The organism is Synechococcus sp. CBW1002 (assembly GCF_015840915.1).
In the GTDB taxonomy this organism is placed as follows: domain Bacteria; phylum Cyanobacteriota; class Cyanobacteriia; order PCC-6307; family Cyanobiaceae; genus CBW1002.
This window is the reverse complement of record NZ_CP060398.1, coordinates 999,632-1,020,957: the sequence shown is the minus strand read 5'-3', so window position 1 is coordinate 1,020,957 and position 21,326 is coordinate 999,632. Positions and strand designations below refer to the sequence as shown.

Here is a 21,326-nt window from a genome sequence, read left to right as displayed (position 1 = left end):
CGGAATCTTCAGGCGAGTCGTGATGACGCCTCTACTGGTTGCCTCGTCAGACCAGTTTTGTGCACTCAATTCTGGTGAAAGCCTGTTTTCAAGGCCCCTCTCTCAATCCAACGGGGATCAGTAAGCGTCCTGGAGTTCGTAGAAATCGGGCTGCACATAGTCTTTGCGCAGCGGGTAGCCTTTCCAGTCTTCCGGCATCAGCAGACGCTTGGGATGGGGATGGCCGGCATAACGAATGCCGTACATATCGAAGGTCTCGCGTTCCTGCCAGTCGGCGCCCCGGAACAGGCCGTAGAGCGTGGGGATGGTGAGATCGCCATCACGGGCCAGGAACACCTTCAGACGAATCTCCTCGGGCTTCACATCGGCCGCAAGGGCACGATCCACCGCCGTGGGATCAGCCAGCGCCGCCAGCTTGATCAGGTGGTAGAAGCTCACCAGACGACCGCCTGGGCCTTCGTCATAGCCGCCCTGGCATTGGAGGTAATCAAAACCTGTCGCCTTGAGAGCCGCCACGATCACGGGCAGGAAGTCGGGCTCCACGCCGAGCACCTCCACACCGAGATGGTCGGCCTCCAGCACGGCATGCTCAAAACCCTGGCTGCTCAGCCACTGGCTGATCGGACCGGCCACAGGAGTGGTGATGGCCGGGGTGGAACTGGTGGTGTCCTCGGGCATGGTGTCCTCAGGCGTCGGCCTGGCTGGTGGTGGCGGCGATGACTGCCGCTGGATCGGAAACAGGAGCCCCCAGCGGCAGACCGGCGGCGGCGGCGAGGGCGGCCTTCTGGGTCTCGGCCTGCAGGTAGCGGCCATCCACGATCGGCGCCACCGCCTTGAGCTGATGCGGAATCGTGCAATAACGGTGCGTGGGACGCAGGTTGCCGCGCTCAGCCAGGGCTTCGTTGCCCACCTTCTTGCGCAGCTTGATCACGGCATCAAAGATCGCCTCCGGCCGCGGCGGGCAGCCCGGCAGGTAGAGGTCCACGGGGATCAGCTTGTCGACGCCGCGCACGGCGGTGGTCGAGTCAGCCGAGAACATGCCGCCGGTGATCGTGCAGGCCCCCATGGCAATCACGTACTTGGGCTCGGGCATCTGCTCGTAGAGCCGCACCAGGGCCGGGCCCATCTTCATGGTCACGGTGCCGGCCACGATCAGCAGGTCCGCCTGACGGGGGCTGGAGCGTGGCACCAGACCGAAGCGGTCGAAATCAAAGCGGGAGCCGATCAGGGCCGCGAACTCAATGAAGCAGCAGGCAGTGCCGTAGAGCAGGGGCCAGAGACTGCTCAGGCGGGCCCAGTTGTGCAGGTCATCGAGGCTGGTGAGAATCACGTTCTCGGACAGATCCGAAGTGATCGTGGGGGCACCCGTGGGGCTGCAGCTGGCGGCGCGCAGATCGCGCAGAGCCCCGATCGAGGGGAGCTCACCGCTGGACGGGGAGGAAGGCGTGAGGGTCATGGCAACACGTCGGCGCCGGGGCCGTAACGACGAATCAGCTCCACTCGAGGGCACCCTTGCGCCAGGCGTAGGCCAGGGCCACCACCAGGATGGCGATGAAGACGAGGGCCTCGATGAAGGCGAGCAGTCCGAGGCGATGGAACGCCACGGCCCAGGGGTAGAGGAACACGGTCTCGACGTCGAAGACGACGAAGACGAGCGCGAACATGTAGTAGCGGATATTGAACTGAATCCAGGCGCCACCCATCGGCTCCATGCCGGATTCGTAGGTGAGCTCACGCTCGCCCTGCCGGCTCCGAGGAGACAGCACCTTGTTGGCCACGAGCGCCAGCACGGGAACAGCTGCTGAAATCAGCAGAAACCCCAGAAAAGCGTCGTAGCCGGAAAGCACGAACATGCGGGCTGGACCAACCTGGGCGGCAGTCTGGCATCCACCTCCCGGCGCTGACGAGTTCCGGCGGAATCGGCGTTGGAACGTGGTCGATAGAGTTTTGACACCGTCGGCTGGCAGGTGATGAGTCCGGAGATCGAGAGCAGCGACACCATCGCCGCCCCAGGGGCGGGCGCCACGGCCGAATCCCTCCCCACGACGGAGCCGCCTGCGGTTTCCGACCCCGACACCCATCGCTTCGAGTGCCGCAGCTGCGGCTTCGTCTACGACCCCGCCGAGGGCGTGCGCAAGGTGGGCATCGAAGCGGGCACCCCCTTCACAGCCCTGGACCCCGCCAGCTTTCGCTGTCCGGTCTGCCGCAGCAAGGTGGGGGCCTTCAAGGACATCGGCCCCCGCAACAAGCCGAGCGGTTTTGAGGAGAACCTCAACTTCGGTCTGGGGGTCAACCGGCTGACGCCCGGTCAGAAGAATGTGCTGATCTTCGGCAGCTTCGCCCTGGCGATCGCCTTTTTCCTCTCCCTGTATTCGCTGCGCTGAATCGGCTTCGCTTCCCTTCCTCCGTTCTCCCCCCTGCCATGCACCTGCATCGTCTGACCCGACGCCTGTTCAGTCCCCTGCTGAGCCTGGTCCTGCTCGTGGGCCTCGGCTTCGGGCTCTCCGGTTGCGTCACCACGGGCCTGCCGATCGCCAGTGCCAGCCCCTGGCAGCCCGTGCCCCTCGACACCAGCTCCAACCCCCTCGATCTGGCCTTCAGCGATCAGAGCCACGGCTTCCTGGTGGGCAGCAACCGGCTGATCCTCGAAACCAACGACGGAGGTGCCAGCTGGGCCCAGCGCGCCCTCGATCTGCCGGAGGAGGAGAACTTCCGCCTGCTCAGCATCGACTTCAACGGCAAAGAGGGCTGGATCGCCGGCCAGCCCGGCCTGCTGCTGCACAGCACCGACGCCGGCCAGAGCTGGAGCCGCCTCTTCCTCGACACCAAGCTGCCCGGTGAGCCGTACCTGATCACCGCCATGGGCAAGGGAGAGGCTGAACTGGCCACCAACGTGGGCGCTGTTTATCGCACTCGCGATGGCGGCCAGAGCTGGCAGGCCGAGGTGAGTGACGCCGCCGGTGCCGTGCGTGATCTGCGCCGCAGCCCCGACGGCCGCTATGTGAGCGTCAGCAGCCTCGGCAACTTCTTCGCCACCTGGGATCCGGGTCAGCCCACCTGGCAGCCCCACCAGCGGGTGAGCAGCCAACGGGTGCAATCCCTCGGCTTCCAGCCCAACGGCAACCTCTGGATGGTGACCCGCGGCGCCCAGCTGCGCTTCAACTCCGATGCCGCCAACGTCGACGACTGGAGCAAGCCGGTGATCCCGATCACGAACGGCTATGGCTATCTCGACATGGCCTGGGATCCGAGCGGCGCCATCTGGACCGGCGGCGGCAGCGGCACCCTGCTCACCAGCCCCGACGGTGGCAAGACCTGGCAGAAGGATCCGGTGGGTGCCGCCCAGCCCACCAACTTCAGCCGGATCGCCTTCCTGCCGGATGGCAAGGGCTTCGTGCTGGGCGAGCGGGGATCGCTGCTGCGCTGGGTGGGCTGATCGGGCTGGGCCGAGCCGCGCCAGGCTGAGCCCCGCCAACCTTTGTAACCAAGCCAGGCAGGGGCTCCCGTCCCCTGCCGCCACCCCCCTAGGATCGCCGAGCTGAACGCTTGTCGCCATGGCTGCCGGCTCTACAGGAGAACGCCCGTTCTTCGAAATCATCACGAGCATCCGTTACTGGGTCATCCACGCGGTGACCCTGCCTGCCATCTTCCTGGCCGGCTTCATGTTCGTGTCCACGGGCCTGGCCTATGACGCCTTCGGCACGCCTCGTCCGGATGCCTATTTCCAGGCCCAGGAAAGCAAGGCTCCTGTTGTGAGCCAGCGCTACGAGGGCAAGAGCCAACTCGACCTGCGCCTGCAGTAAGTCATGACCCAGACTCCCGCCCCCACCACGCCACGCAATTACCCGATCTTCACGGTGCGCTGGCTTTCGGTTCACGCCCTCGGCATCCCCACGGTGTTTTTCCTGGGCGCCCTGGCTGCCATGCAGTTTGTCCGCCGCTGAGGTCGTCCCCATGCAACGCAATCCCAATCCGAACAACCTTCCGGTCGAACTGAACCGCACCAGCCTCTATCTGGGGCTGCTGTTCGTGTTCGTCACCGGTGTGCTGTTCAGCAGCTACTTCTTCAACTGATCGGGAGGATTCACGATGAGCGGCAAGAAAATGTCCATGCCTGACGGTCGGATTCCCGATCGTCTGCCCGATGGGCGCCCCGCTGTGGCCTGGCGTTCCCGCTGGACAGAGGGAACCCTTCCCCTCTGGCTGGTCGCCACTGCCGGCGGAATGGCGGTGATCTTTGTGGTGGGCCTGTTCTTCTACGGCTCCTACGTGGGTGTCGGTTCCGCCTGAGCGGACCTGAGCATTCGATTCATCTCGCACGGCCCTTTTGGCCGATGGAGCAGCAAGGGGCCTGAAGGCCCCTTTTTTGATGAAATGACTTTCTGACTGCCAAGCACCACCAGGCTGCTGGCCTGGGCAGGGTCAGAGTCCGTGGTACTCCCGATACCACTGAGCAAACCGCTCCACCCCCACCTCGATCGGGGTGGCGGGCTGGAACCCCACCCAGGCCTCCAGGGCCTGGGTATCGGCGGCGGTGGCGGGCACATCGCCCGGCTGCATCGGCTGCAGGTCCTGGATCGCCTGGCGCCCGAGGGCCTGCTCCAGCACGGCGATGAAACGCAGCAGCTCGGTGGGCTGGGAATTGCCGATGTTGAACACCCGGTGCGGCACCGCCGCGGTGGCCGGGTTCGGATGAAGGGGATCGAAGTGCGGATCCGCTGTGGCCGGCTTGTCGCTGCAGCGGATCACCCCCTCGACAATGTCATCGATGTAGGTGAAGTCGCGCTGCATGTGGCCGTGGTTGAACACCCGGATCGGCTCACCCGCCAGGATCGCGCGCGCAAACAGCATCGGGGCCATGTCCGGCCGGCCCCAGGGGCCATACACGGTGAAGAAGCGCAGACCGGTGGCCGGCAGGCCGTAGAGATGGCTGTAGGTGTGAGCCATCAGTTCATTCGCCTTCTTGGTGGCCGCATAGAGGCTCACCGGATGATTGACGGCGTGCTGCTCCGAGAACGGCATCTCGCGGTTGCCGCCATAGACCGAGCTGCTGGAGGCATAGACCAGATGCTCAACGCCGTGATGGCGGCAACCCTCAAGAATGTGACCGAAACCCACTAGATTGCTCTGGATATAGGCGGCCGGATTCTCCAGGGAATAGCGCACCCCTGCCTGGGCGGCGAGGTGCACCACCCGCCGCGGTCGCTGCTCGGCGAACAGGCCCTCCATAGCGGCCCGATCCTCCAGATCCATCCGCACGAAGTGAAAGGCGGCGGCGGCGGGATGGTGCTGCAGCCGCTCCAGGCGAGCCTGCTTGAGGGCCGGGTCGTAGTAGGTGTTGAGGTTGTCGAGCCCCACCACAGGCTCGCCCCGTTCCAGCAGTCGCAACACCACCTCGGTGCCGATGAAGCCGGCGGCACCGGTCACGAGGGTGGGACGCTGCGCGGCGGTCATGGGCAGACAGGGCAGGGGAACGGGCGCATCTCCGGTCAGGGCTCCGGCGACGGCCACCCCTCAGCCTGCCACCCCAGGGAGAAGCCCGATCGAGACATCCTTCCCAGGACAACCCGTGCTCACCCAGGGGAACCCGTGATCAGAAATCCCGTTCTCAGAGGCCCAGCTGGCGGCGGAAATCAGCGATGGTGGGCTCGAGGCCCTGCTCCAGGGGGATCGTGGGCTCCCAGCCCAGTTCTCGCTGGGCCAGCTCGATGATCGGTTGCCGCTGGCGGGGATCATCCTGGGGGAGGGGCTGCAGCACGAGTTCGAGGCCAGGATTGATGCGAGTACGCACCAGTTCGGCCAACTCCCGGATGGTGAACTCGCCAGGATTGCCCAGGTTGATCGGGCCGGTATGGGCGCCGTTCATCAGGCGGATCAGTCCCTCCACCAGGTCATCCACATAGCAGAACGATCGCGTCTGCTGGCCATCGCCATACAGCGTCAGGGGTTGACCCTGCAGCGCCTGCACGATGAAGTTGCTCACCACCCGGCCGTCATCCGGAAGCATGCGGGGCCCATAGGTATTGAAGATGCGCGCCACCCGCACTTCGGTTCCGTGCATGCGCCGGTAGTCGAAACAGAGTGTTTCAGCCACCCGCTTGCCCTCGTCATAGCAGGAGCGAATGCCGATTGTGTTGACGCACCCCCTGTAACTCTCGGGCTGGGGATGGACCTCCGGATCGCCATAGATCTCGCTGGTGCTGGCCAGCAGCAGCCTTGCCCCTACCCGCCGGGCCAGACCGAGCATGTTGTAGGTGCCGAGAAAACTTGTCTTGGCAGTCTTGATCGGATTGAACTGGTAGTGCACTGGCGATGCGGGACAGGCCAGGTGCCAGATCCGGTCCACCTCCAACTGGATCGGCTCGGTCACATCGTGACGGATCAGCTCGAAGCGGGGATGGCCGATCCACTGGGCGATGTTGGCCTTGCGGCCGGTGAAGTAGTTGTCGAGGCAGAGCACCTCCTCGCCGGCCTGCATCAGCCGATCGACCAGATGGGAGCCCACGAAACCGGCGCCACCGGTCACCAGATTGCGCAGGGGGCCAGAGCGCAGTGATGGGGTCGGGATCATCGCTTCAGCCCTCCCCCACCCGCCAGACCCGCAGGCCAGCGGCCCGAGCCGCCACCGCATCGGCAACGCCGCGGGCGTCGAACAGCCAGGCCGGCTGGCGCATCCGAGCCATCAGGGCCGACCAGTCGAGCTGGCGGTAGTCGCTCCATTCGGTGAGCAGCAGGACCGCATCGGCGCCCTGCACGGCTTCATCGACGGTGGCTGCACGTCGCCAGCTCCCCTCCCCCGCCTGAGCCGCCTGAGCCGCGGCTGCGGGGGCCACCGCCGCCTGGGCCAGGTCCCGTTCGATCTGTTGCGTGCTCACCTTGGGATCATGGAGGCTCAGCTGCGCCCCCTCCTCGAGCAGATCGTGGCAGATGCGGATTGCCGGCGCTTCGCGGGTGTCGTTGGTGTCGGCCTTGAAGGCGAAGCCCAGCACCGCCAGGCGCTTGCCGGTGACGGTGCCGAACAGTTTCTGCACCACCAACCGGCTGATGCGGTGCTGTTGCCAGCTGTTGAGCCGCACCACCTGCTCCCAGTACGTCGCCACCTCCGGCAGGCCGTAGTGGTGGCAGAGGTACACCAGGTTGAGGATGTCCTTCTGGAAACAGCTGCCACCGAAGCCGGGGCCCGCCGCCAGGAAGCGGGCACCAATGCGGTTGTCCGTGCCGATCGCCCGAGCCACCTCCTGCACATCCGCTCCGGTGGCTTCACAGATGGCGGCGATGCTGTTGATCGAGCTGATCCGCTGCGCCAGAAACGCATTGGCGGTGAGCTTGGACAGTTCACTGCTCCAGAGGTTGGTGCGCAGGATCTTCTCCGGCGCCACCCAGTGGCCGTAGATCGCGGCCAGGGCCTCGATCGCGGCCGGATCCTCGCCGCCGATCAACACCCGATCGGGTTGCTCCAGATCGCCGATCGCCGTGCCTTCCGCCAGGAATTCGGGATTGGAGAGCACCGCGAAACTTTTGGCGGCCGGTCCACCGGCATCTTCTCGGGCCTCGGCCTCCCCCTGAGCCGCCTCCAGGATCGCCTTCACCGCTTCGGCGGTGCGCACCGGCAGGGTGCTTTTCTCCACCACGATCGTGTGGCCCCGGGCGCAGCGGGCCACCTGGCGGGCCGAGGCCTCGATCCAGCGCAGATCACTGGCCTGACCAGCCCCCAGCCCGCGGGTCTTGGTGGGAGTGTTGACCGAGAGGAACACCATGTCGGCCGCCGCGATCGCCGCGTCCACCTCGGTGCTGAAGTGCAGGTTCCGGCCCCGGGCGCGGCCCACCACCGCATCCAGACCCGGTTCATAGACCGGCAGGCGGCTGAGATCGGCATCGTTCCAGGCGGCGATGCGGGCAGCGTTGAGATCCACCACCGTCACCTGCAGGTGGGGGCAGCGATCGGCGATCACCGCCATGGTCGGGCCGCCCACGTAGCCCGCACCGATGCAGCAGATGGTGCGGATCCCTGAAGCGGCAGTCATCGCAGCGGTTCGCGGTGGGGCGAGGTTAAGGGGAGCTGAGGCCCCGGGCTCAGCAAGCCAGCAGATGCGCCAGTTGCGCTGGTATCTCAACCAACGCCAGCCTCCGGCCCGGACTCGTCCGATCCGCCACGGTTTCAGCCTCGACTCCAGGCGCTTCGCAGCGCCGCAGGTCCTTGAGCAGGGCCTCGCCGGCGACTGCCTCCTCGTCGCCGATCACCACCGCCCAGGCGGCGCCCTGGCGATCCGCCCGCCGCAGCTGCTTGCCAAAGGCGGCGCCACTGGCATCGAGCTCCACGGCGATTCCCGTGCGGCGCAGATCACGGCACAGCTGCAGCGCCACGGCCTCGGCTCGCTCGCCCCGGTTCACCAGATACACCTGCGGCGCTGCGGCCGCCATCCAGGGCTGGGCCTCCGATTGCTGCAGCAACAACACCAGCCGCTCCATGCCGAGGGCCCAGCCGATCGCCGGCGTCGCCGCCCCACCCAGCTGCTGCACCAGGCCGTCGTAGCGGCCGCCGCCACACACGGTGGCCTGGGCGCCCAGCTGATCGCTGGTGATCTCGAAGGCGGTGTGGCTGTAGTAGTCGAGGCCGCGCACCAGCCGCGGATTGAGCGTGAAGGGAATGCCGAGGGCCTCGAGCCCCTGGCGCACCTGGGTGAAGCGCTCATGGCTCTCGCCGCTGAGGGCGTCGGCCAGGGCCGGCGCACCCGCCAGCAGTTCCTGGGTTCCAGGGTGCTTGGAATCGAGCACCCGCAGGGGGTTCGTCTGGATGCGGGCCTGGGAGTCGGGATCGAGCTGCTGCCGATGGGCCTCCAGCCAGGCCAGCAGCTCGGTGCGGTAACGGATCCGGTCCTCGGGAGCTCCGAGGGTGTTGAGCTCGAGGGCCAGACCGCCCACCCCCAGATCGGCGAGCAGATCCCAGGCGATGGCGATCGCCTCCACATCGCTGCGGGCATCGGGGAAGCCGAGCAGCTCGACGCCGATCTGATGGAACTGGCGCTGCCGGCCCGCCTGAGGGCGCTCGTAGCGGAACATCGGCCCGCCATACCAGAGCCGTTGCGGCCCCTGGCTGAGCAGGCCGTGCTGAATCGCCGCGCGCACCACCGAGGCGGTGCCCTCCGGCCGCAGGGTGCAGCTGCGCTCGCCCCGGTCGAGAAAGGTGTACATCTCCTTCCCCACCACATCGGTGGCCTCACCGATGCCGCGGGCGAACAGATCCGTCACCTCCAGCAGGGGGGTGCGGATCTCGGCGATGCGGGCCCGGCGGAAATGGTCGCGGGCCGTGGCCTCCACGTGCTGCCACAGGCCGATGGAGGCGGGCAGCAGATCAACCATGCCCCGCAGACTCTGCAGCTTCTCCACCATCGCCCCGTGCCGGCCCGCCCCGTCATTGCAGACAGTCTGCGGGATCGCAGGCTGTCCGTACCCTGAAGCCAGGCCCGCTTCCCCTGCCCGCCATGGCCCTTCTGCTGATCACTGGCGGCGCCGGCTTCATCGGCAGCCACTGCTGCGTGGCGCTGCTTGAGGCGGGGCATGCGCTGGTGGTACTCGACAACTTCGACAACAGCTCGCCGGAGGCGCTGCGGCGGGTGGCGGAGCTGGGCGGCCTGGAGGGAGAGGCAGGCGGGCCCTGGCGCGATGGCGACGGCGCGGTGCGGCTACGTCTGGTGGAAGGGGATGTGCGCTGTGCCGACGATCTGGACACGGCCTTCACTCCCACCCCGGACGGCGCCACCCCCGGCGACATCACCCCGCCCGGCATCGCGGCGGTGGTGCACTGCGCCGGCCTCAAGGCTGTGGGGGAATCGGTGGCGGAACCGCTGCGCTACTGGGACACGAACCTGGGCGGCAGCCTGCGGCTGCTGGAGGCGATGCGCCGCCATGGCTGCCGCACGATCGTGTTCAGCAGCAGCGCCACCCTCTACGGTTATCCGGAGGCGGTGCCGATTCCGGAGACGGCCCCGATTCAGCCGATCAACCCCTACGGCCACTCCAAGGCGGCGGTGGAGCAGGTGTTGGCTGATGTGGCAGCGAGCGAGTCCGGCTGGCGCATCGCCCGGCTGCGCTACTTCAACCCGGTGGGATCCCACCCCAGCGGCCGCATCGGTGAAGACCCCGAGGGGATCCCCAACAACCTCTTCCCCTACCTCAGCCAGGTGGCGGTGGGCCGGCGCCAGACGCTGCAGATCTTCGGCAGCGACTGGCCCACCCCGGACGGCACCGGCGTGCGCGACTACATCCACGTCATGGATCTGGCCGATGGGCACCGGGCCGCCCTCGACACGCTGCTGCGGGAAGAGCCCCAGCTGCTCACCGTGAATCTGGGCAGCGGCCAGGGCCATTCGGTGCTGGACGTGGTGCGCGCCTTTGAGGCGGCCTGCGGCCATCGCCTGCCCTATGAGCTGGTCGATCGCCGACCAGGGGACGCCGCCACCACGGTGGCCGATCCCAGCCTGGCCAGCAAGCGGCTGGACTGGCGCACCCGGCGCAGCCTGGCGGACATCTGCCGGGATGGCTGGGCCTGGCAGAGCGCCAACCCCCGCGGCTATGGCCCCTGAGAGCCGCAGGCTTCCGCAGCAGCATCTCGTGCTGGCCGGCGGTGGCCACAGCCATGCCCTGGTGCTGCGGAGGTGGGCGATGCGGCCCGAGCGGCGACCGGCCGCCCTGGTCACCCTGGTGAGCCGCTCCGGCACGGCCTTCTATTCGGGCATGGTGCCGGGGCTGGTGGCCGGCTGGTACGACCGCCACGCCTGTGCCATCGACCTGCGGCGCCTCTGCTATCTGGCGGGGGCGGCCTTCGTGGAGGCGGAGATCACCGGGCTGGATCTCCGGAAGAGGGAGGTGCACCTGGCCGGCCGGCCGGCGCTGCGCTGGGACCGGCTCAGCCTCGATGTGGGAGCCGTGACCGCACCGACGGCAGGCGTGAAGGCTGGCGATAGAGGGGTGCCAGAGGCTCCCGTGCCGGTGAAGCCGTTGGAGCCCTTTCTGGACTACTGCGACGGCCTGACCCCCAGCGCCGGAGGCAGCCTGCGGATCCGCGGCGGTGGCGCCGCCGCCGTGGAGCTGGCCCTGGCCCTGCGAGGGCGGGGGATCGCCTGCGCTCTGCTGCTGCGCGGAGCGGAGCTCCATCTCGGCTCGGCCGCCGCCAACCGTCTGGGCGAACGGCTGCTGGCGGCCGCCGGCATCGGCGTGCAGCGCCACCAGCCGGAGAATGCCCCGGCTGATCTGGCCTGCACCGGCAGCCGGGCCCCGGCCTGGCTGGCCGCCGCGGGTCTGCCGGTGGAGCCGACCTCGGGCCGGGTGATCACCGATTCGAGCCTGCGGGTGATCGGTGAGGCGACGATCTTTGCCAGCGGAGATTGCGGCCTGATTGGAATAGATCCGCGTGCGGCCTCGGGGGTCTGGGCTGTGCGGTCTGCGCCGGTGCTGGCCACCAACCTGGAGCGCAGCCTGATCGGGCGCCCCCTGCGGCCCTGGCGGCCCCAGCGGCGGGCCCTGCAACTGCTGGGCCTACCGGGGCCTCCCCGCCAGGCGGTGGCGCTGTGGGGCCCCTTGGCGATTGGGCCGGCGGGGTGGCTCTGGCGCTGGAAGGAGCAGATCGACCGGAGTTTTCTGGAGCTGTTCACGGCCCTGCAGCCGATGCAGACCGCCAATGGCGAGCCGATGGCCTGTCGCGGCTGCGCCGCCAAGCTGGCCGCGGCGCCCCTGACCGCCGCCCTGGCCCGCGTCAGTGGCAGCAGCCATCCACCGGCGCCGGAGGATGCGGTGGAACTGGGCCGCGGCGCCAACGGTGAGCATTGGCTGCAGAGCGTGGATGGGTTCCCAGCCCTGCTGAGTGACCCCTGGCTGAATGCCCGGCTCACAACCCTGCATGCCTGCAGCGATCTCTGGGCCTGCGGTGCCTCGGTGCACAGCGTTCAGGCGGCCGTGACCCTGCCGGCTGTGGGGCCCAGCCTGCAGGAGGAGCTGCTGGTCCAGACCCTGGCCGGGATCCGCTCGGTGCTGGAGCCGATGGGAGCCTCTCTGATCGGCGGCCACACCCTCGAGGAGCGCCAGGAGCTGTCTGACGGGGTGGGTGCAGCGGCACAGAGGCAGGCCGCTGCTGAGCCACCCGGCCAACGGATCACCCTGGTGCTCACAGTGAACGGCGTTGCCCCGCCAGAACAGCTGTGGCCCAAGGGCGGCCTGAGCCCCGGGGATCAGCTGCTGATCATGAAGCCGATCGGCAGTGGCGTGCTGTTTGCCGCCGCCATGGCCGGCGCGGCCCGGCCGGAGTGGATCGCCGCGGCCCTGGCCGAGATGCAGCGCAGCCAGGCGGATCTGGTGCCGCTGCTGGCGCGTCACGGCTGCCGGGCCTGCACCGACATCACCGGCTTCGGGTTGCTGGGACACCTGGGCGAGATGCTCGGGATCGGTCGCGGCGAAGGACCCCCTCCCTTGGCCGTGCGGCTGCGCGCCGCTGCGGTACCCGCCCTGGCCGGTGCTCTGGAGCTGCTGGAGGAGGGCTTCGCCAGCAGCCTCGCCCCCGACAATGCGGCAGCCCTGGCCACGCTGGACGGCCCGATCCGACTGGACCAGCCAGCCCCAGGCTCCCCGTTGGGGCTGCTGATCGATCCGCAGACCTGTGGCCCCCTCCTGGCCGCTCTGCCGGCGGCCCAGGTCGCCGATGCCCTGGAGGCCCTGGCAGCAACCGGGTTTGAACAGGCCAGCGTGATCGGTGAAGTGGTCGAAGCCTGATCGAGGCCAAGCGCCCGAGCAGCGGTGACCGCTGCGGCTATGGGGGCCTGTGCTGGAATCCCCCCCGACAACGTTGCGGCCAGACCTGATCTCCGCGCAGCCCTGCCTATGGCCACGACTTCTGCCGTGATCGCGTCCGAAGACACAGCTCCGCACGGCAGGAGTCCACGCCGGTGGGGCTGGCCGGGCGAGGGGGCGACGGATTGGCTGGATGCCCTGCTGCCGCTGATCTTCGCCCTGCAGCTGTTCCGCTCCCAGGAACTGCTCGCCACCGGCCTGCTGCTGATCTGGCTGGCCCTGCGGCTGGTCAGTCAGGCGGTGCGGCAGGTGCGGCAGAGGCCGGCCGGAACCCCCTGGGCGGCCCTGATGCTCGGGCTGCTGCTGGTGAACGTGCGGGTGGTGCTGTTCGGCGAGGAGAGCAGTCCCTCCGGCCCCAGCGATCTGCTGATGGTGGTGCTGGGCCTGGCTGCCGGTGCCGGTCGGCGGCCAGCCTCCTGGCGGGCCTCGTTGCAGTGGATCGGCCTGGCGACCCTGCCTGTGGTGGTGCTGCTGGCCCTGCACTGGCCCGGCAGCCTCGACTTCAGCACCCCCCTGGAAGTCGTGCTGGAACAGAAGAAGGTTGGGATTGGCGGCCTGAATCGCGTCGCCACCCTGGCGATGCTGTTCAGTGTCTGCGCCGCCTATGGCGGGCTGCTGGAAAAGACCGGCTGGAAACGCCTGGCCCTGCTGGCCACGGCGCTGCTGGGCTATGGGCTCTGCCTGCGCACGGGATCACGCCTGGCCCTGCTGGCACCGCTGCTGGCCATGGCGATGGCGTATCTGATCAGTCGGGCCCGGGGCCGGTTGAAGGCCGGCCAGGCAGCGCTGCTGGCCCTGGGCGGCTCCGCGGCCCTGGCCGCCGTGATGAGCCTGTGGTGGTTCGTGCTGGCCCCCAGCAGCGGCCGCAATCTCCTCTCCGACCTGGGCCGCCTCAAGGCGGCGGAGTGCTACGGAGGCATCGCCTTTTCCGGTCAGAACCGCTTTCTGTACGGCATCGGCTTCGGCACGCGGGCGCGGGAGTTCTGCGCTGAGGCCACCGCCCAGGCGCGCGGTGACGGCTGGCGGCCGATGGGCCATGCCCACAACAGCGTCGCCCAGATCCTGGGCGAAACCGGCAGTCTCGGCCTGCTGGCACTGGTGCTGCTGCTGGTGATCCTGGTGATGGCGATCAGGTGGCGCCTGCGGCACACACCGTTGCGACTGGCCTGGGGACGCGACGGCACCACCCTCACGGAAGCGGCGATCGCCCTGGATCTGCTGCTGCTGTTCAACGCCCTGGCCACCACGGTGTTCCTGATCAATCCCGCCAGCCAGTGCCTGATCGGCTATCTGGCCGTCACCGCCTTGTGGGGGCTGCCGGACGCCGCAGTACCCGAGCCTCCTCCAGCTGATCGATGGCTTCCAGCCGGGCCTGGCGCAACCGCATCCCCAGCTGGGGACCAGGCGTCACACCCTGAGCCAGCAGATCCTTCGCAGACAACGGCGACCTGACATGGCGCCAGAGCAGCCACCAGCGCAGCAGGGGCCGCCGCCGGGTACTGCCACTGCCGCAGGCGAGGGCCAGGGCGACCGCCTCGGCTGAAAGCCCCGGACTCTCCAGCAGCTGGGTCCACTGGGAGGGCTCCGCTGGGCCATCGGCCGGAGCGGAAGCCGCCTCCGCCAGCCGCTGCAGCAGCAGCAGCCACTGACTGAGCAACTTGTGCTGGCGATGGGGCAACTGCAGCCGCTCGGCCAGGGCGAGGGGATCGGCGGCAGCCGCCACCAGGGCCGCCGGCAGGGGCAACCCGAAGCGCTGGGCCCACGCCAGCCGCCGCGGCCAGGTTCGATCCGCCTGGATCCGTTGATCAAGCAGCTGCAGCGCCCCCCACCCCTGCAGTGCCGTCAGAGCCCGGCGCCAGGCCTCCCTTTCCAGCAGTAGCTCCAGTTCCATGCGCAGCCGGGTGCCCAGGGCCGAGGGAGCCTGCCCCGGCGGATCGCCCGGCCGCCACCCCCAGGGCCAGGTGGCCAGGGTGCTCTGCAGTTGTTCCAGGCTCTCCGGGGCCAGCGTGAAACCGAGGCGGGCGACGTAGCGGGCACCTCGCAGCACCCGGGTGGGGTCATCGCGGACGCTGGCGGCGTGGAGAAAGCGGAGCTGGCGCCGGACCAGATCCCGTTGGCCGCCGTGGGGATCCAGCAGGCAGCTGGCATCCGGTGGGGAGGCGGGATCACCACGGCAGGGCACCAGCAACAGGGCCATCGCGTTGATGGTGAAGTCCCGCCGGGCCAGATCGTCATCGAGGCTGCCGTAGCGCACCCGGGGGTTCTCTCCAGGCACCGGGTAGCTCTCTTGGCGCGCACTGGCCAGATCAAGCAGCAGCGGCTGGTCGCCCGCCTGGAGGGCCTCACCGTGACAGGCGCCGAGATCCAGCTCCAGCTCCACCGTGCCGTAGGCACCGTGCTCCTGGAGAAAGGGCACCAGCTGGGGCCCCAACTGCTGCCGTAACCGGCGGGCGAGCCGATGGGCCGCCGGCGGCCGTTCCAGCGCACTGACCCGCTCCGGCTGGGAGTCTTCGGGAGCTGGCTGCCAGCTCCCCTCGATGGCAATAGCGGCCTCGGGGCTGGCTGCGGGCCAGCTGACCCCGCCCAGACTGGCCTCTTCCACCACCAGATCCAGGTCGGGCAGCCCCCGCCAGGGATCGTGGTGCACCCGGTGCAGCAGCAGATCGCGCACGGCACCGCCCACCAGGGCGAGGCGATGGTGCACGGCGGCCTGGCGCAGCAGGGGCAGCAACTGGGGCGGCAGGCCCGGGATCTCCATGACGCGCAAGCCCCGTCCAGACCGGAGATGGGGAGAATGGGCGCATCATGAAGGAACTGCGCCGGTGTCGGCCCTGACGCGCTGTCTGGAGGAGGAGGCCGGGGCGATCGCCGCCGCGGCCGGTCGCCTCGATGCCGGCCAGGTGGAGGCGGCCCTCGCGCTGCTCGATCGCTGCGCCGAGGATCGGGCCAAGCTGGTGATCACCGGCGTGGGCAAGAGCGGCATCGTGGCCCGCAAGATCGCGGCCACCTTCTCCTCGATCGGGCTGATGGCGATCTACCTCAGCCCCCTCGATGCCCTGCACGGCGACCTGGGGGTGGTGGCGCCGCAGGACGTGGCCCTGCTGCTCTCCAACAGCGGTGAAACCCAGGAGCTGCTGGAGATCCTGCCCCATCTGCAACGCCGCGGCAGTGCCCGCATCGCCCTGGTGGGCCGGCTGGACTCCAGCCTGGCCAGGGGCTGCGATGCGGTTCTGGATGGCTCGGTGGACCGGGAGGCCTGTCCGCTCAACCTCGCCCCCACCGCCAGCACCGCGGTGGCGATGGCGATCGGCGATGCCCTGGCGGCGGTGTGGATGGAGCGGCGCGGCATCTCCCCCCAGGACTTCGCCCTCAACCATCCGGCCGGCAGCCTCGGCCGCCAGCTCACCCTGCGCGTCGGCGACCTGATGGTGCCGGCCGACCGTCTCCACCCCCTGGCTCCGTCGGCGGATCTGCCGGCGGTGATTGCCCAGCTGACGCGCGATGCCATCGGCGCCTGCTGGGTGGCACCCCCTGACGAGCCCGAACGGCTGGCGGGGCTGATCACCGATGGTGACCTGCGCCGCGCCCTGCAGGCCCATGGCCCCGGCACCTGGGCCACGCTCACGGCCCGCGACCTGATGACCGCCGATCCGATCACGGTGGGGCCTGGCCTGCTGGCGGTGGAGGCGCTGGAGCGGATGGAGCGGAACCGCCGCAAGCCGATCTCGATCCTGCCGGTGCTGGCCAACGCCGGCGGCAGCGCCGATCAGGACAGGCACCTGCTGGGGCTGCTGCGGCTGCACGATCTGGTGCAGGCCGGCCTCACCAGCGGGCGGAGCCCGCAGCCATGATCGGCGCCCTGGAATGGATGCGACAACGGCGGCGCTGGCGACAGCTCGGGCCTCGCCTGGATCAGCTGCGCCTGGTGGTGCTCGATGTGGACGGGGTGCTCACCGACGGCGGTCTCTGGTACGGCCCCAACGGCGAGCTGTTCAAGCGCTTCGATGTGCGGGACGGACTGGGGATCCGCCTGCTGCAACAGGCCGGGCTGGAGGTGGCCCTGCTCAGCGGCGGCATGGGCGGTGCCACCGAGGCCCGGGCCCGCCATCTCGGCATCCGCCATTGCCTGGTGGGAGTGAAGGACAAACCCGCCGCCCTGGCGCGGCTGCTGGAGCAACTCGACCTGGAGCCAGCCAGCACCGCCTTTGTGGGCGACGACTTCAACGACCTGGCGGTGCGCCCCTGCGTGGGGCTGCTGCTGGCCCCGGCCGATGCGGCCCCACCCCTGCGGCGGCAGGCCGATGCTGTGCTCGAGCGCAACGGCGGCGACGGGGCCGTGCGGGAGCTGGTGGAGCGGATCCTGGGGCGCCGGCCGCAGTGGCGTCAGCTCTGTGCCGAGGGATGGCGCGACCGCAACGACTGAACGGCGATGTCCTGAGCCACGGGGCCTCCTGCGGCGTTCATCTGGGCCGCGATCCCCCTGGCCTGTTCGAGCTGTTCCGCCGTATCCACCGACAGGGAGTCGCCCTCCACCGGGAAGGTGCCGATGCCGATGCCCGCCTCGATCAGCCGCAGCTGTTCCAGCTTCTCGACCTGCTCCAGGGGCGAATGGGGCAGCGCGGCCCAACCGGCCAGCACATCGGCGCGGTAGCCATAGAGGCCCACATGCCCCCAGTAGGGGGCGTGGTCGGGCCAGTCGGCCGGCTCCACATCGCGCACGTGCGGGATCGCCGAGCGGGAGAAGTAGAGGGCGCGGCCATCGGCGGCCAGCAGGGTCTTGACCACATTGGGGTTGTGGACCTTGGCGGCGCTGAGGCGATAGACGGGCGTGAGCACCTCCGGCAACGGCCGGCGCCGCCCGAATTCAGCGGCCATGGCATCGATCACGGCGGGATCGAGAAAGGGTTGATCCCCCTGCACATTGATCACCAGGGTGGTCTCGGCACTCAGGGGCGCCGTCCCGGTGTCGGCCATGGTCAACAGGGTCTGCACCACCGAGGCGATCCGGTCACTGCCGGAGGGGCAGTCGGCGCCTGTGAGCAGGGCCGGGAAGCCCCAGCCGGCCGCGGCGTCCACCAGCTCCGGGCTGTCGGTACAGAGCACCACGGCGGCGGGGGTCTCGGCGGCGGCGCAGCGCTCCAGCACCCGCCGCAGCATCGGCTGGCCGCCGATGTCGGCCATCACCTTGCCGGGCAGACGGCTGGAGGCGAGCCGGGCCGGTACCGCCACGATCGTGGGCAGCGGCGAGGCGGCATCAGGACTGACGGAACGAGGCACGCGGATCACTCCCACAGACGGGAGGCGGCATCGCGGGCCGCGAACCACTCCGCCGCCAGCGCCTCCCCCATGGTGCGTTGCTCCCGGAACCAGGGGCCGCCCAGGGTCCAGTGCAGCAGCACAGGTCCCCCCTCGCCGGCCGATCGCTGTGGCGGAGGCTGCACGGCCACCAGATGGTTCCAGCGATCGGGAAGGGCACCGATCTCGTGGTCACCGGCCAGCCAGTGGAAGCGGTGCAGGTCGAGGCCGGTGGCCGTGTTCACGTAGTCGGGCGTGAGGGCGGTGCAGCGGCCAGCCTGGAACAGGATCAGCGAACTCCAGTTTTTCTTCGGGTAGGCGCTCTGCACTTCCCCCTGGAACTTGCGGGTTTCGGCCGGCACATGCTCGTGCTGCACACAGAGCACGGCATAGCGCTCGTCGCGCAGCGCCCAAAGTTCGGCGATATCGCCGCGGCAGAGCATGTCGCAGTCCATGAAGATCCCCCAGCCGCGGTAATCCATCAGGTGTGGCACCAGGAAGCGGCTGAAGGAGAAGGCGGTGCTCTGCTTGGGATCCCGGGCGCGCCAGTAAAGCCCCTGGGCCTCCAGCTGCGGCGTGACCAGCGGCGTGATCGCCAGAGGCGCCGAGCTGTGCTGATAGAGGCTGTCGATCAGCACCGTCACGGCGGCCCGCTCCCGCGGATCCACGCCGATGAAGATCGGGATGGGCTGGGTCATGGGGCGAGGCTAGGGCGATCCTGCACCTGGCCCGACCCGAGGCCTGACCCTGCCGCCATGACCTTCACCCTGATCGCCGGCCCCTGTGTGATCGAGAGCCGCGAGCTGGCTCTGGAGATCGCCGCACAGGTGAAGGCCATCACCGACCGGCTGGGCATCCGCTACGTCTTCAAGGCCAGTTTCGACAAGGCCAACCGCAGTTCCGGCGGCTCCTTCCGCGGCCCCGGCGTGGGCGATGGCCTGGAGGTGCTGGCCGAGGTGAAGCAACGCTTCGGGCTGCCGCTGCTCACCGACATCCACGAGAGCCACCAGGCCGCACCCGTGGCCGCGGTGGTGGACGTGCTGCAGATCCCCGCTTTTCTTTGCCGCCAGACCGACCTGCTGCTGGCCGCCGCCGCCGCGGTGCAGGGCACAGACAAGACGATCAACGTCAAGAAGGGGCAGTTCCTCGCCCCCTGGGACATGGCCCAGGTGGTGCGAAAGCTGCGGGAGGCCGGTGTGGAGAACCTCTGGCTCACCGAGCGCGGCACCAGCTTCGGCTACAACACGCTGGTGGTGGATTACCGCAGCCTGCCCCAGCTCCACGACCTGGGCTGCCCGGTGATCTTCGATGCCACCCATTCGGTGCAGCAGCCCGGCGGCCGGGGCAGCAGCACCGGCGGGCAGCGCGAGTTCGTGGCGCCCCTGGCCCGGGCGGCGGTGGCCGTGGGCGTGGATGGGCTGTTCATGGAGGTGCACCCCGACCCCGATCGGGCCCTCAGCGACGGGCCGAACATGGTGCCTCTGCACCGCCTCGAGCCGCTGCTGGAGCAGCTGTTGGTGATCCGTGCGGCCGTCGCGGCAGGCTTTCAGCCCTCCAGCCTCTGAGCGGCTGCGGGCCAGTGGCAGCGATAGAGACGCAGGTGAGGCCGGCTGGGCAGGTCGCGGCGGCAGGCATAGCCCAGCTCCTCAACCCGGGCGAGGGCTGGATCGATGCGACGCTGCACGGAGTCCGGGCCACCGGTCTCGGCCATTACCAACCGATCGGGGGGCTGCTGGCGGCGCAGCAGACGGCGCAGATCGCGCAGATCGCCCCAGGAATCCAGGCCCGTCGGGGCAGGACGGGGCGGCACAGGCCCTGGTGACACCGGGGCTGGATTCATCGTACCGGCCTGACGCAGCAGCCGCTCGGCCGTGCGGAAATGATGGGCCCGTGGACTGATCCGCACGGGCGTGTCCTGACTGACCAACACCAGCAGGCGGAAGTCGTTCATCTCGCGGGATCCCTGAAACACGCCTCCCTGTTGCAGGGGGCGGAAGGAATCCACCCAGAAGGTGAGCACCAGGGCCGTGGCCAGGGCCAGCGGCAGCAGCCGCAGCAGGCTGCTGGCCGGAGCCGGTAGAGACGCAAAGGCCAGCGCCACCACGGGAACCGCCGCAGGCAGCAGAACCACGAAGTAGCGGGGGTAGGCGATGGGCTTCACGAACGACACCCCCACCACCAGCAGCACCAGCAGGCCGCCGGAGAGCAGACCAGACCCGTCCAGCCAGGCCAGCCAGGGGCGTTGGATACCAACGCCAAGGCCAGCCTCTGCCGTGACACGCCGGCTGCACAGCACCAGATAAAGCGCTCCCATCGCCAGAAGCAGGGCCAGCTTCGGCAGCGGCCAGGGTCCCAGGGCCCGCGCCAGTACCTCCTCGGCCATGCCGCCATCGGGCCTGCCGATCCACTCGCCGGCCTCCGATCCCTCCAGCAGATAGCGGCGGCTGTGCCAGATCCAGGCGAGGCTCGGCAAGGCGGCCACGAGGCAAACCGCGGCGCTCTCCAGCCGCAGCCGCAGCGGCCGCCAGGGCACCGTGAGATCGGTGATCGCCAGGGCCACCCCGTAGAAGAGGCCGTAGTAGTGGGTGAGGCTGGCGGCGGCCAGGGCCAGGCCGTAGCCGATGCCATCGGCGGGCTTACCGCCCTGGTACCAGCGCCGGCGGCAGAGAAGGGCCAGGGCGATCCAGAGCACCAACAGCGCATACCCCTTGGCCTCGATCGAGAAGCGAATCGGGAAGGGGCTGCAGAAGGCCAGGATCACGGCCAGCGCCACAGCCAGATGGCGCCGTGGGGGTGCCAGGGGCCTGGCCATCTGAGCCACCTGGGCCACGATCACCCCCCCACCCAGCAGATAGGACCCCCAGGAAAATAGCCGCAGGAACACGGCCGTGTCGGGCACCAGCTGCCCCCAGAGCCAGAGCAGGCCGTAATAGAGGGGCGGGTGGGTGTCGGTGGTGAGATAGGTGAACAGATAGGCCAGTGAGGGCTGAAACGACTTGCGGGCCGTGCTGAGCTCATCGCCCCAGAGGCTGGTGGCATCCACCAGGGCCAGGGCCCGCCCGGCAAACAGCACCGCCACCCCAAGGCTCAGCCAGACGAGCCAGCGCAGCCCCGGTCCTGCGCTGGGGCGGTTGGTGGACGTCTCCTGCAGGGCGGTGTCAGGCAGAATCGGATCAGAGTGCATGGTCGGA

The 21,326-nt window shown here is 69.1% G+C and carries 22 protein-coding genes; 11 read left to right on the top strand and 11 right to left on the bottom strand.

Features of this window, described 5'->3' with window-relative positions:
- Positions 1-117 precede the first annotated feature (117 nt).
- The 3 genes from H8F24_RS04840 to H8F24_RS04830 are packed head-to-tail and all read right to left on the bottom strand — an operon-like array spanning position 118 to position 1,853.
- The gene (locus tag H8F24_RS04840) at positions 118-678 is read right to left on the bottom strand and encodes an NAD(P)H-quinone oxidoreductase subunit J (protein WP_197171206.1); all 561 of its coding nucleotides are present in this window, start codon (positions 676-678) and stop codon (positions 118-120) included.
- A gap of 7 nt (positions 679-685) precedes the next feature.
- Complete coding sequence (nuoB, locus tag H8F24_RS04835; RefSeq protein WP_197158000.1) at positions 686-1,456, bottom strand: NADH-quinone oxidoreductase subunit NuoB; 771 nt, start codon at positions 1,454-1,456, stop codon at positions 686-688.
- A 34-nt stretch (positions 1,457-1,490) separates the two neighbouring features.
- Positions 1,491-1,853 (bottom strand): NAD(P)H-quinone oxidoreductase subunit 3, encoded by a 363-nt coding sequence (locus H8F24_RS04830; protein WP_197158002.1) that lies wholly within the window; start codon positions 1,851-1,853, stop codon positions 1,491-1,493.
- A gap of 117 nt (positions 1,854-1,970) precedes the next feature.
- Between H8F24_RS04830 and H8F24_RS04825 the strand changes: the two genes are divergently transcribed.
- The 6 genes from H8F24_RS04825 (at position 1,971) to H8F24_RS04800 (ending at position 4,290) form a co-directional block, all read left to right on the top strand.
- Positions 1,971-2,384: a rubredoxin gene (locus H8F24_RS04825; RefSeq protein WP_197158004.1), complete on the top strand. Its 414-nt coding sequence runs from the start codon at positions 1,971-1,973 to the stop codon at positions 2,382-2,384.
- A gap of 38 nt (positions 2,385-2,422) precedes the next feature.
- A complete protein-coding gene (locus H8F24_RS04820) occupies positions 2,423-3,436 on the top strand; it encodes a photosynthesis system II assembly factor Ycf48 (protein ID WP_197171204.1) in 1,014 nt (337 codons plus the stop codon).
- A 118-nt stretch (positions 3,437-3,554) separates the two neighbouring features.
- On the top strand, positions 3,555-3,803 hold the full coding sequence (psbE, locus tag H8F24_RS04815; protein ID WP_197158008.1) for a cytochrome b559 subunit alpha: 249 nt from the start codon (positions 3,555-3,557) through the stop codon (positions 3,801-3,803).
- A 3-nt stretch (positions 3,804-3,806) separates the two neighbouring features.
- A complete protein-coding gene (gene psbF, locus H8F24_RS04810) occupies positions 3,807-3,944 on the top strand; it encodes a cytochrome b559 subunit beta (protein ID WP_197158010.1) in 138 nt (45 codons plus the stop codon).
- 10 nt (positions 3,945-3,954) lie between these two features.
- Positions 3,955-4,074: a photosystem II reaction center protein L gene (locus H8F24_RS04805; protein WP_197158012.1), complete on the top strand. Its 120-nt coding sequence runs from the start codon at positions 3,955-3,957 to the stop codon at positions 4,072-4,074.
- A 15-nt stretch (positions 4,075-4,089) separates the two neighbouring features.
- On the top strand, positions 4,090-4,290 hold the full coding sequence (locus H8F24_RS04800) for a photosystem II reaction center protein J (protein WP_197158014.1): 201 nt from the start codon (positions 4,090-4,092) through the stop codon (positions 4,288-4,290).
- 132 nt (positions 4,291-4,422) lie between these two features.
- Here the strand turns inward: H8F24_RS04800 and H8F24_RS04795 are convergent, their stop codons facing one another.
- From H8F24_RS04795 to hisS, 4 genes are all read right to left on the bottom strand, one after another.
- A complete protein-coding gene (locus H8F24_RS04795; protein WP_197172011.1) occupies positions 4,423-5,454 on the bottom strand; it encodes an NAD-dependent epimerase in 1,032 nt (343 codons plus the stop codon).
- Between the two features lie 154 nt (positions 5,455-5,608).
- Positions 5,609-6,571 carry a UDP-glucuronic acid decarboxylase family protein gene (locus H8F24_RS04790; protein WP_197171202.1) on the bottom strand — a complete coding sequence of 321 codons (963 nt, stop codon included), beginning with the start codon at positions 6,569-6,571 and terminating at the stop codon, positions 5,609-5,611.
- A 4-nt stretch (positions 6,572-6,575) separates the two neighbouring features.
- Positions 6,576-8,024: a nucleotide sugar dehydrogenase gene (locus H8F24_RS04785; RefSeq protein ID WP_197171200.1), complete on the bottom strand. Its 1,449-nt coding sequence runs from the start codon at positions 8,022-8,024 to the stop codon at positions 6,576-6,578.
- A 49-nt stretch (positions 8,025-8,073) separates the two neighbouring features.
- Positions 8,074-9,387: a histidine--tRNA ligase gene (hisS, locus tag H8F24_RS04780; RefSeq protein WP_197172009.1), complete on the bottom strand. Its 1,314-nt coding sequence runs from the start codon at positions 9,385-9,387 to the stop codon at positions 8,074-8,076.
- A gap of 95 nt (positions 9,388-9,482) precedes the next feature.
- Here hisS and galE point away from each other — a divergent pair, with 95 nt between their 5' ends.
- Complete coding sequence (gene galE / locus H8F24_RS04775) at positions 9,483-10,583, top strand: UDP-glucose 4-epimerase GalE (RefSeq protein ID WP_197171198.1); 1,101 nt, start codon at positions 9,483-9,485, stop codon at positions 10,581-10,583.
- Positions 10,573-12,762, top strand: coding sequence for an AIR synthase-related protein (locus tag H8F24_RS04770; RefSeq protein WP_197171196.1), 2,190 nt, complete (start codon positions 10,573-10,575; stop codon positions 12,760-12,762). The genes galE and H8F24_RS04770 overlap by 11 nt, the downstream gene beginning before the upstream one ends.
- Positions 12,763-14,137: 1,375 nt before the next feature.
- On the opposite strand, the gene H8F24_RS04765 is transcribed toward H8F24_RS04770, so the two are convergent.
- On the bottom strand, positions 14,138-15,598 hold the full coding sequence (locus H8F24_RS04765) for a CCA tRNA nucleotidyltransferase (protein WP_197158026.1): 1,461 nt from the start codon (positions 15,596-15,598) through the stop codon (positions 14,138-14,140).
- 64 nt (positions 15,599-15,662) lie between these two features.
- Here H8F24_RS04765 and H8F24_RS04760 point away from each other — a divergent pair, with 64 nt between their 5' ends.
- Together H8F24_RS04760 and H8F24_RS04755 are read left to right on the top strand one after the other, a co-directional pair.
- Positions 15,663-16,691, top strand: a complete 1,029-nt coding sequence (locus H8F24_RS04760; protein ID WP_231598102.1) for an SIS domain-containing protein — start codon at positions 15,663-15,665, stop codon at positions 16,689-16,691.
- Complete coding sequence (locus tag H8F24_RS04755; protein ID WP_231598101.1) at positions 16,688-17,263, top strand: HAD family hydrolase; 576 nt, start codon at positions 16,688-16,690, stop codon at positions 17,261-17,263. The genes H8F24_RS04760 and H8F24_RS04755 overlap by 4 nt, the downstream gene beginning before the upstream one ends.
- Here H8F24_RS04755 and kdsB read toward each other — a convergent pair.
- Both kdsB and H8F24_RS04745 read right to left on the bottom strand, forming a co-directional pair.
- Entirely contained in the window at positions 17,224-18,117 is an 894-nt protein-coding gene (gene kdsB, locus H8F24_RS04750) for a 3-deoxy-manno-octulosonate cytidylyltransferase (RefSeq protein WP_231598100.1), read from the bottom strand. The two genes, H8F24_RS04755 and kdsB, sit on opposite strands and share 40 nt — an antisense overlap.
- Positions 18,118-18,122: 5 nt before the next feature.
- Positions 18,123-18,833: a hypothetical protein gene (locus tag H8F24_RS04745; protein WP_197171194.1), complete on the bottom strand. Its 711-nt coding sequence runs from the start codon at positions 18,831-18,833 to the stop codon at positions 18,123-18,125.
- Positions 18,834-18,890: 57 nt separating this feature from the next.
- Between H8F24_RS04745 and kdsA the strand changes: the two genes are divergently transcribed.
- Positions 18,891-19,700, top strand: a complete 810-nt coding sequence (kdsA, locus tag H8F24_RS04740; protein WP_197171192.1) for a 3-deoxy-8-phosphooctulonate synthase — start codon at positions 18,891-18,893, stop codon at positions 19,698-19,700.
- Here the strand turns inward: kdsA and H8F24_RS04735 are convergent.
- Complete coding sequence (locus H8F24_RS04735; RefSeq protein ID WP_197171190.1) at positions 19,682-21,319, bottom strand: glycosyltransferase family 39 protein; 1,638 nt, start codon at positions 21,317-21,319, stop codon at positions 19,682-19,684. The two genes, kdsA and H8F24_RS04735, sit on opposite strands and share 19 nt — an antisense overlap.
- Between the last annotated feature and the right edge of the window lie 7 nt (positions 21,320-21,326).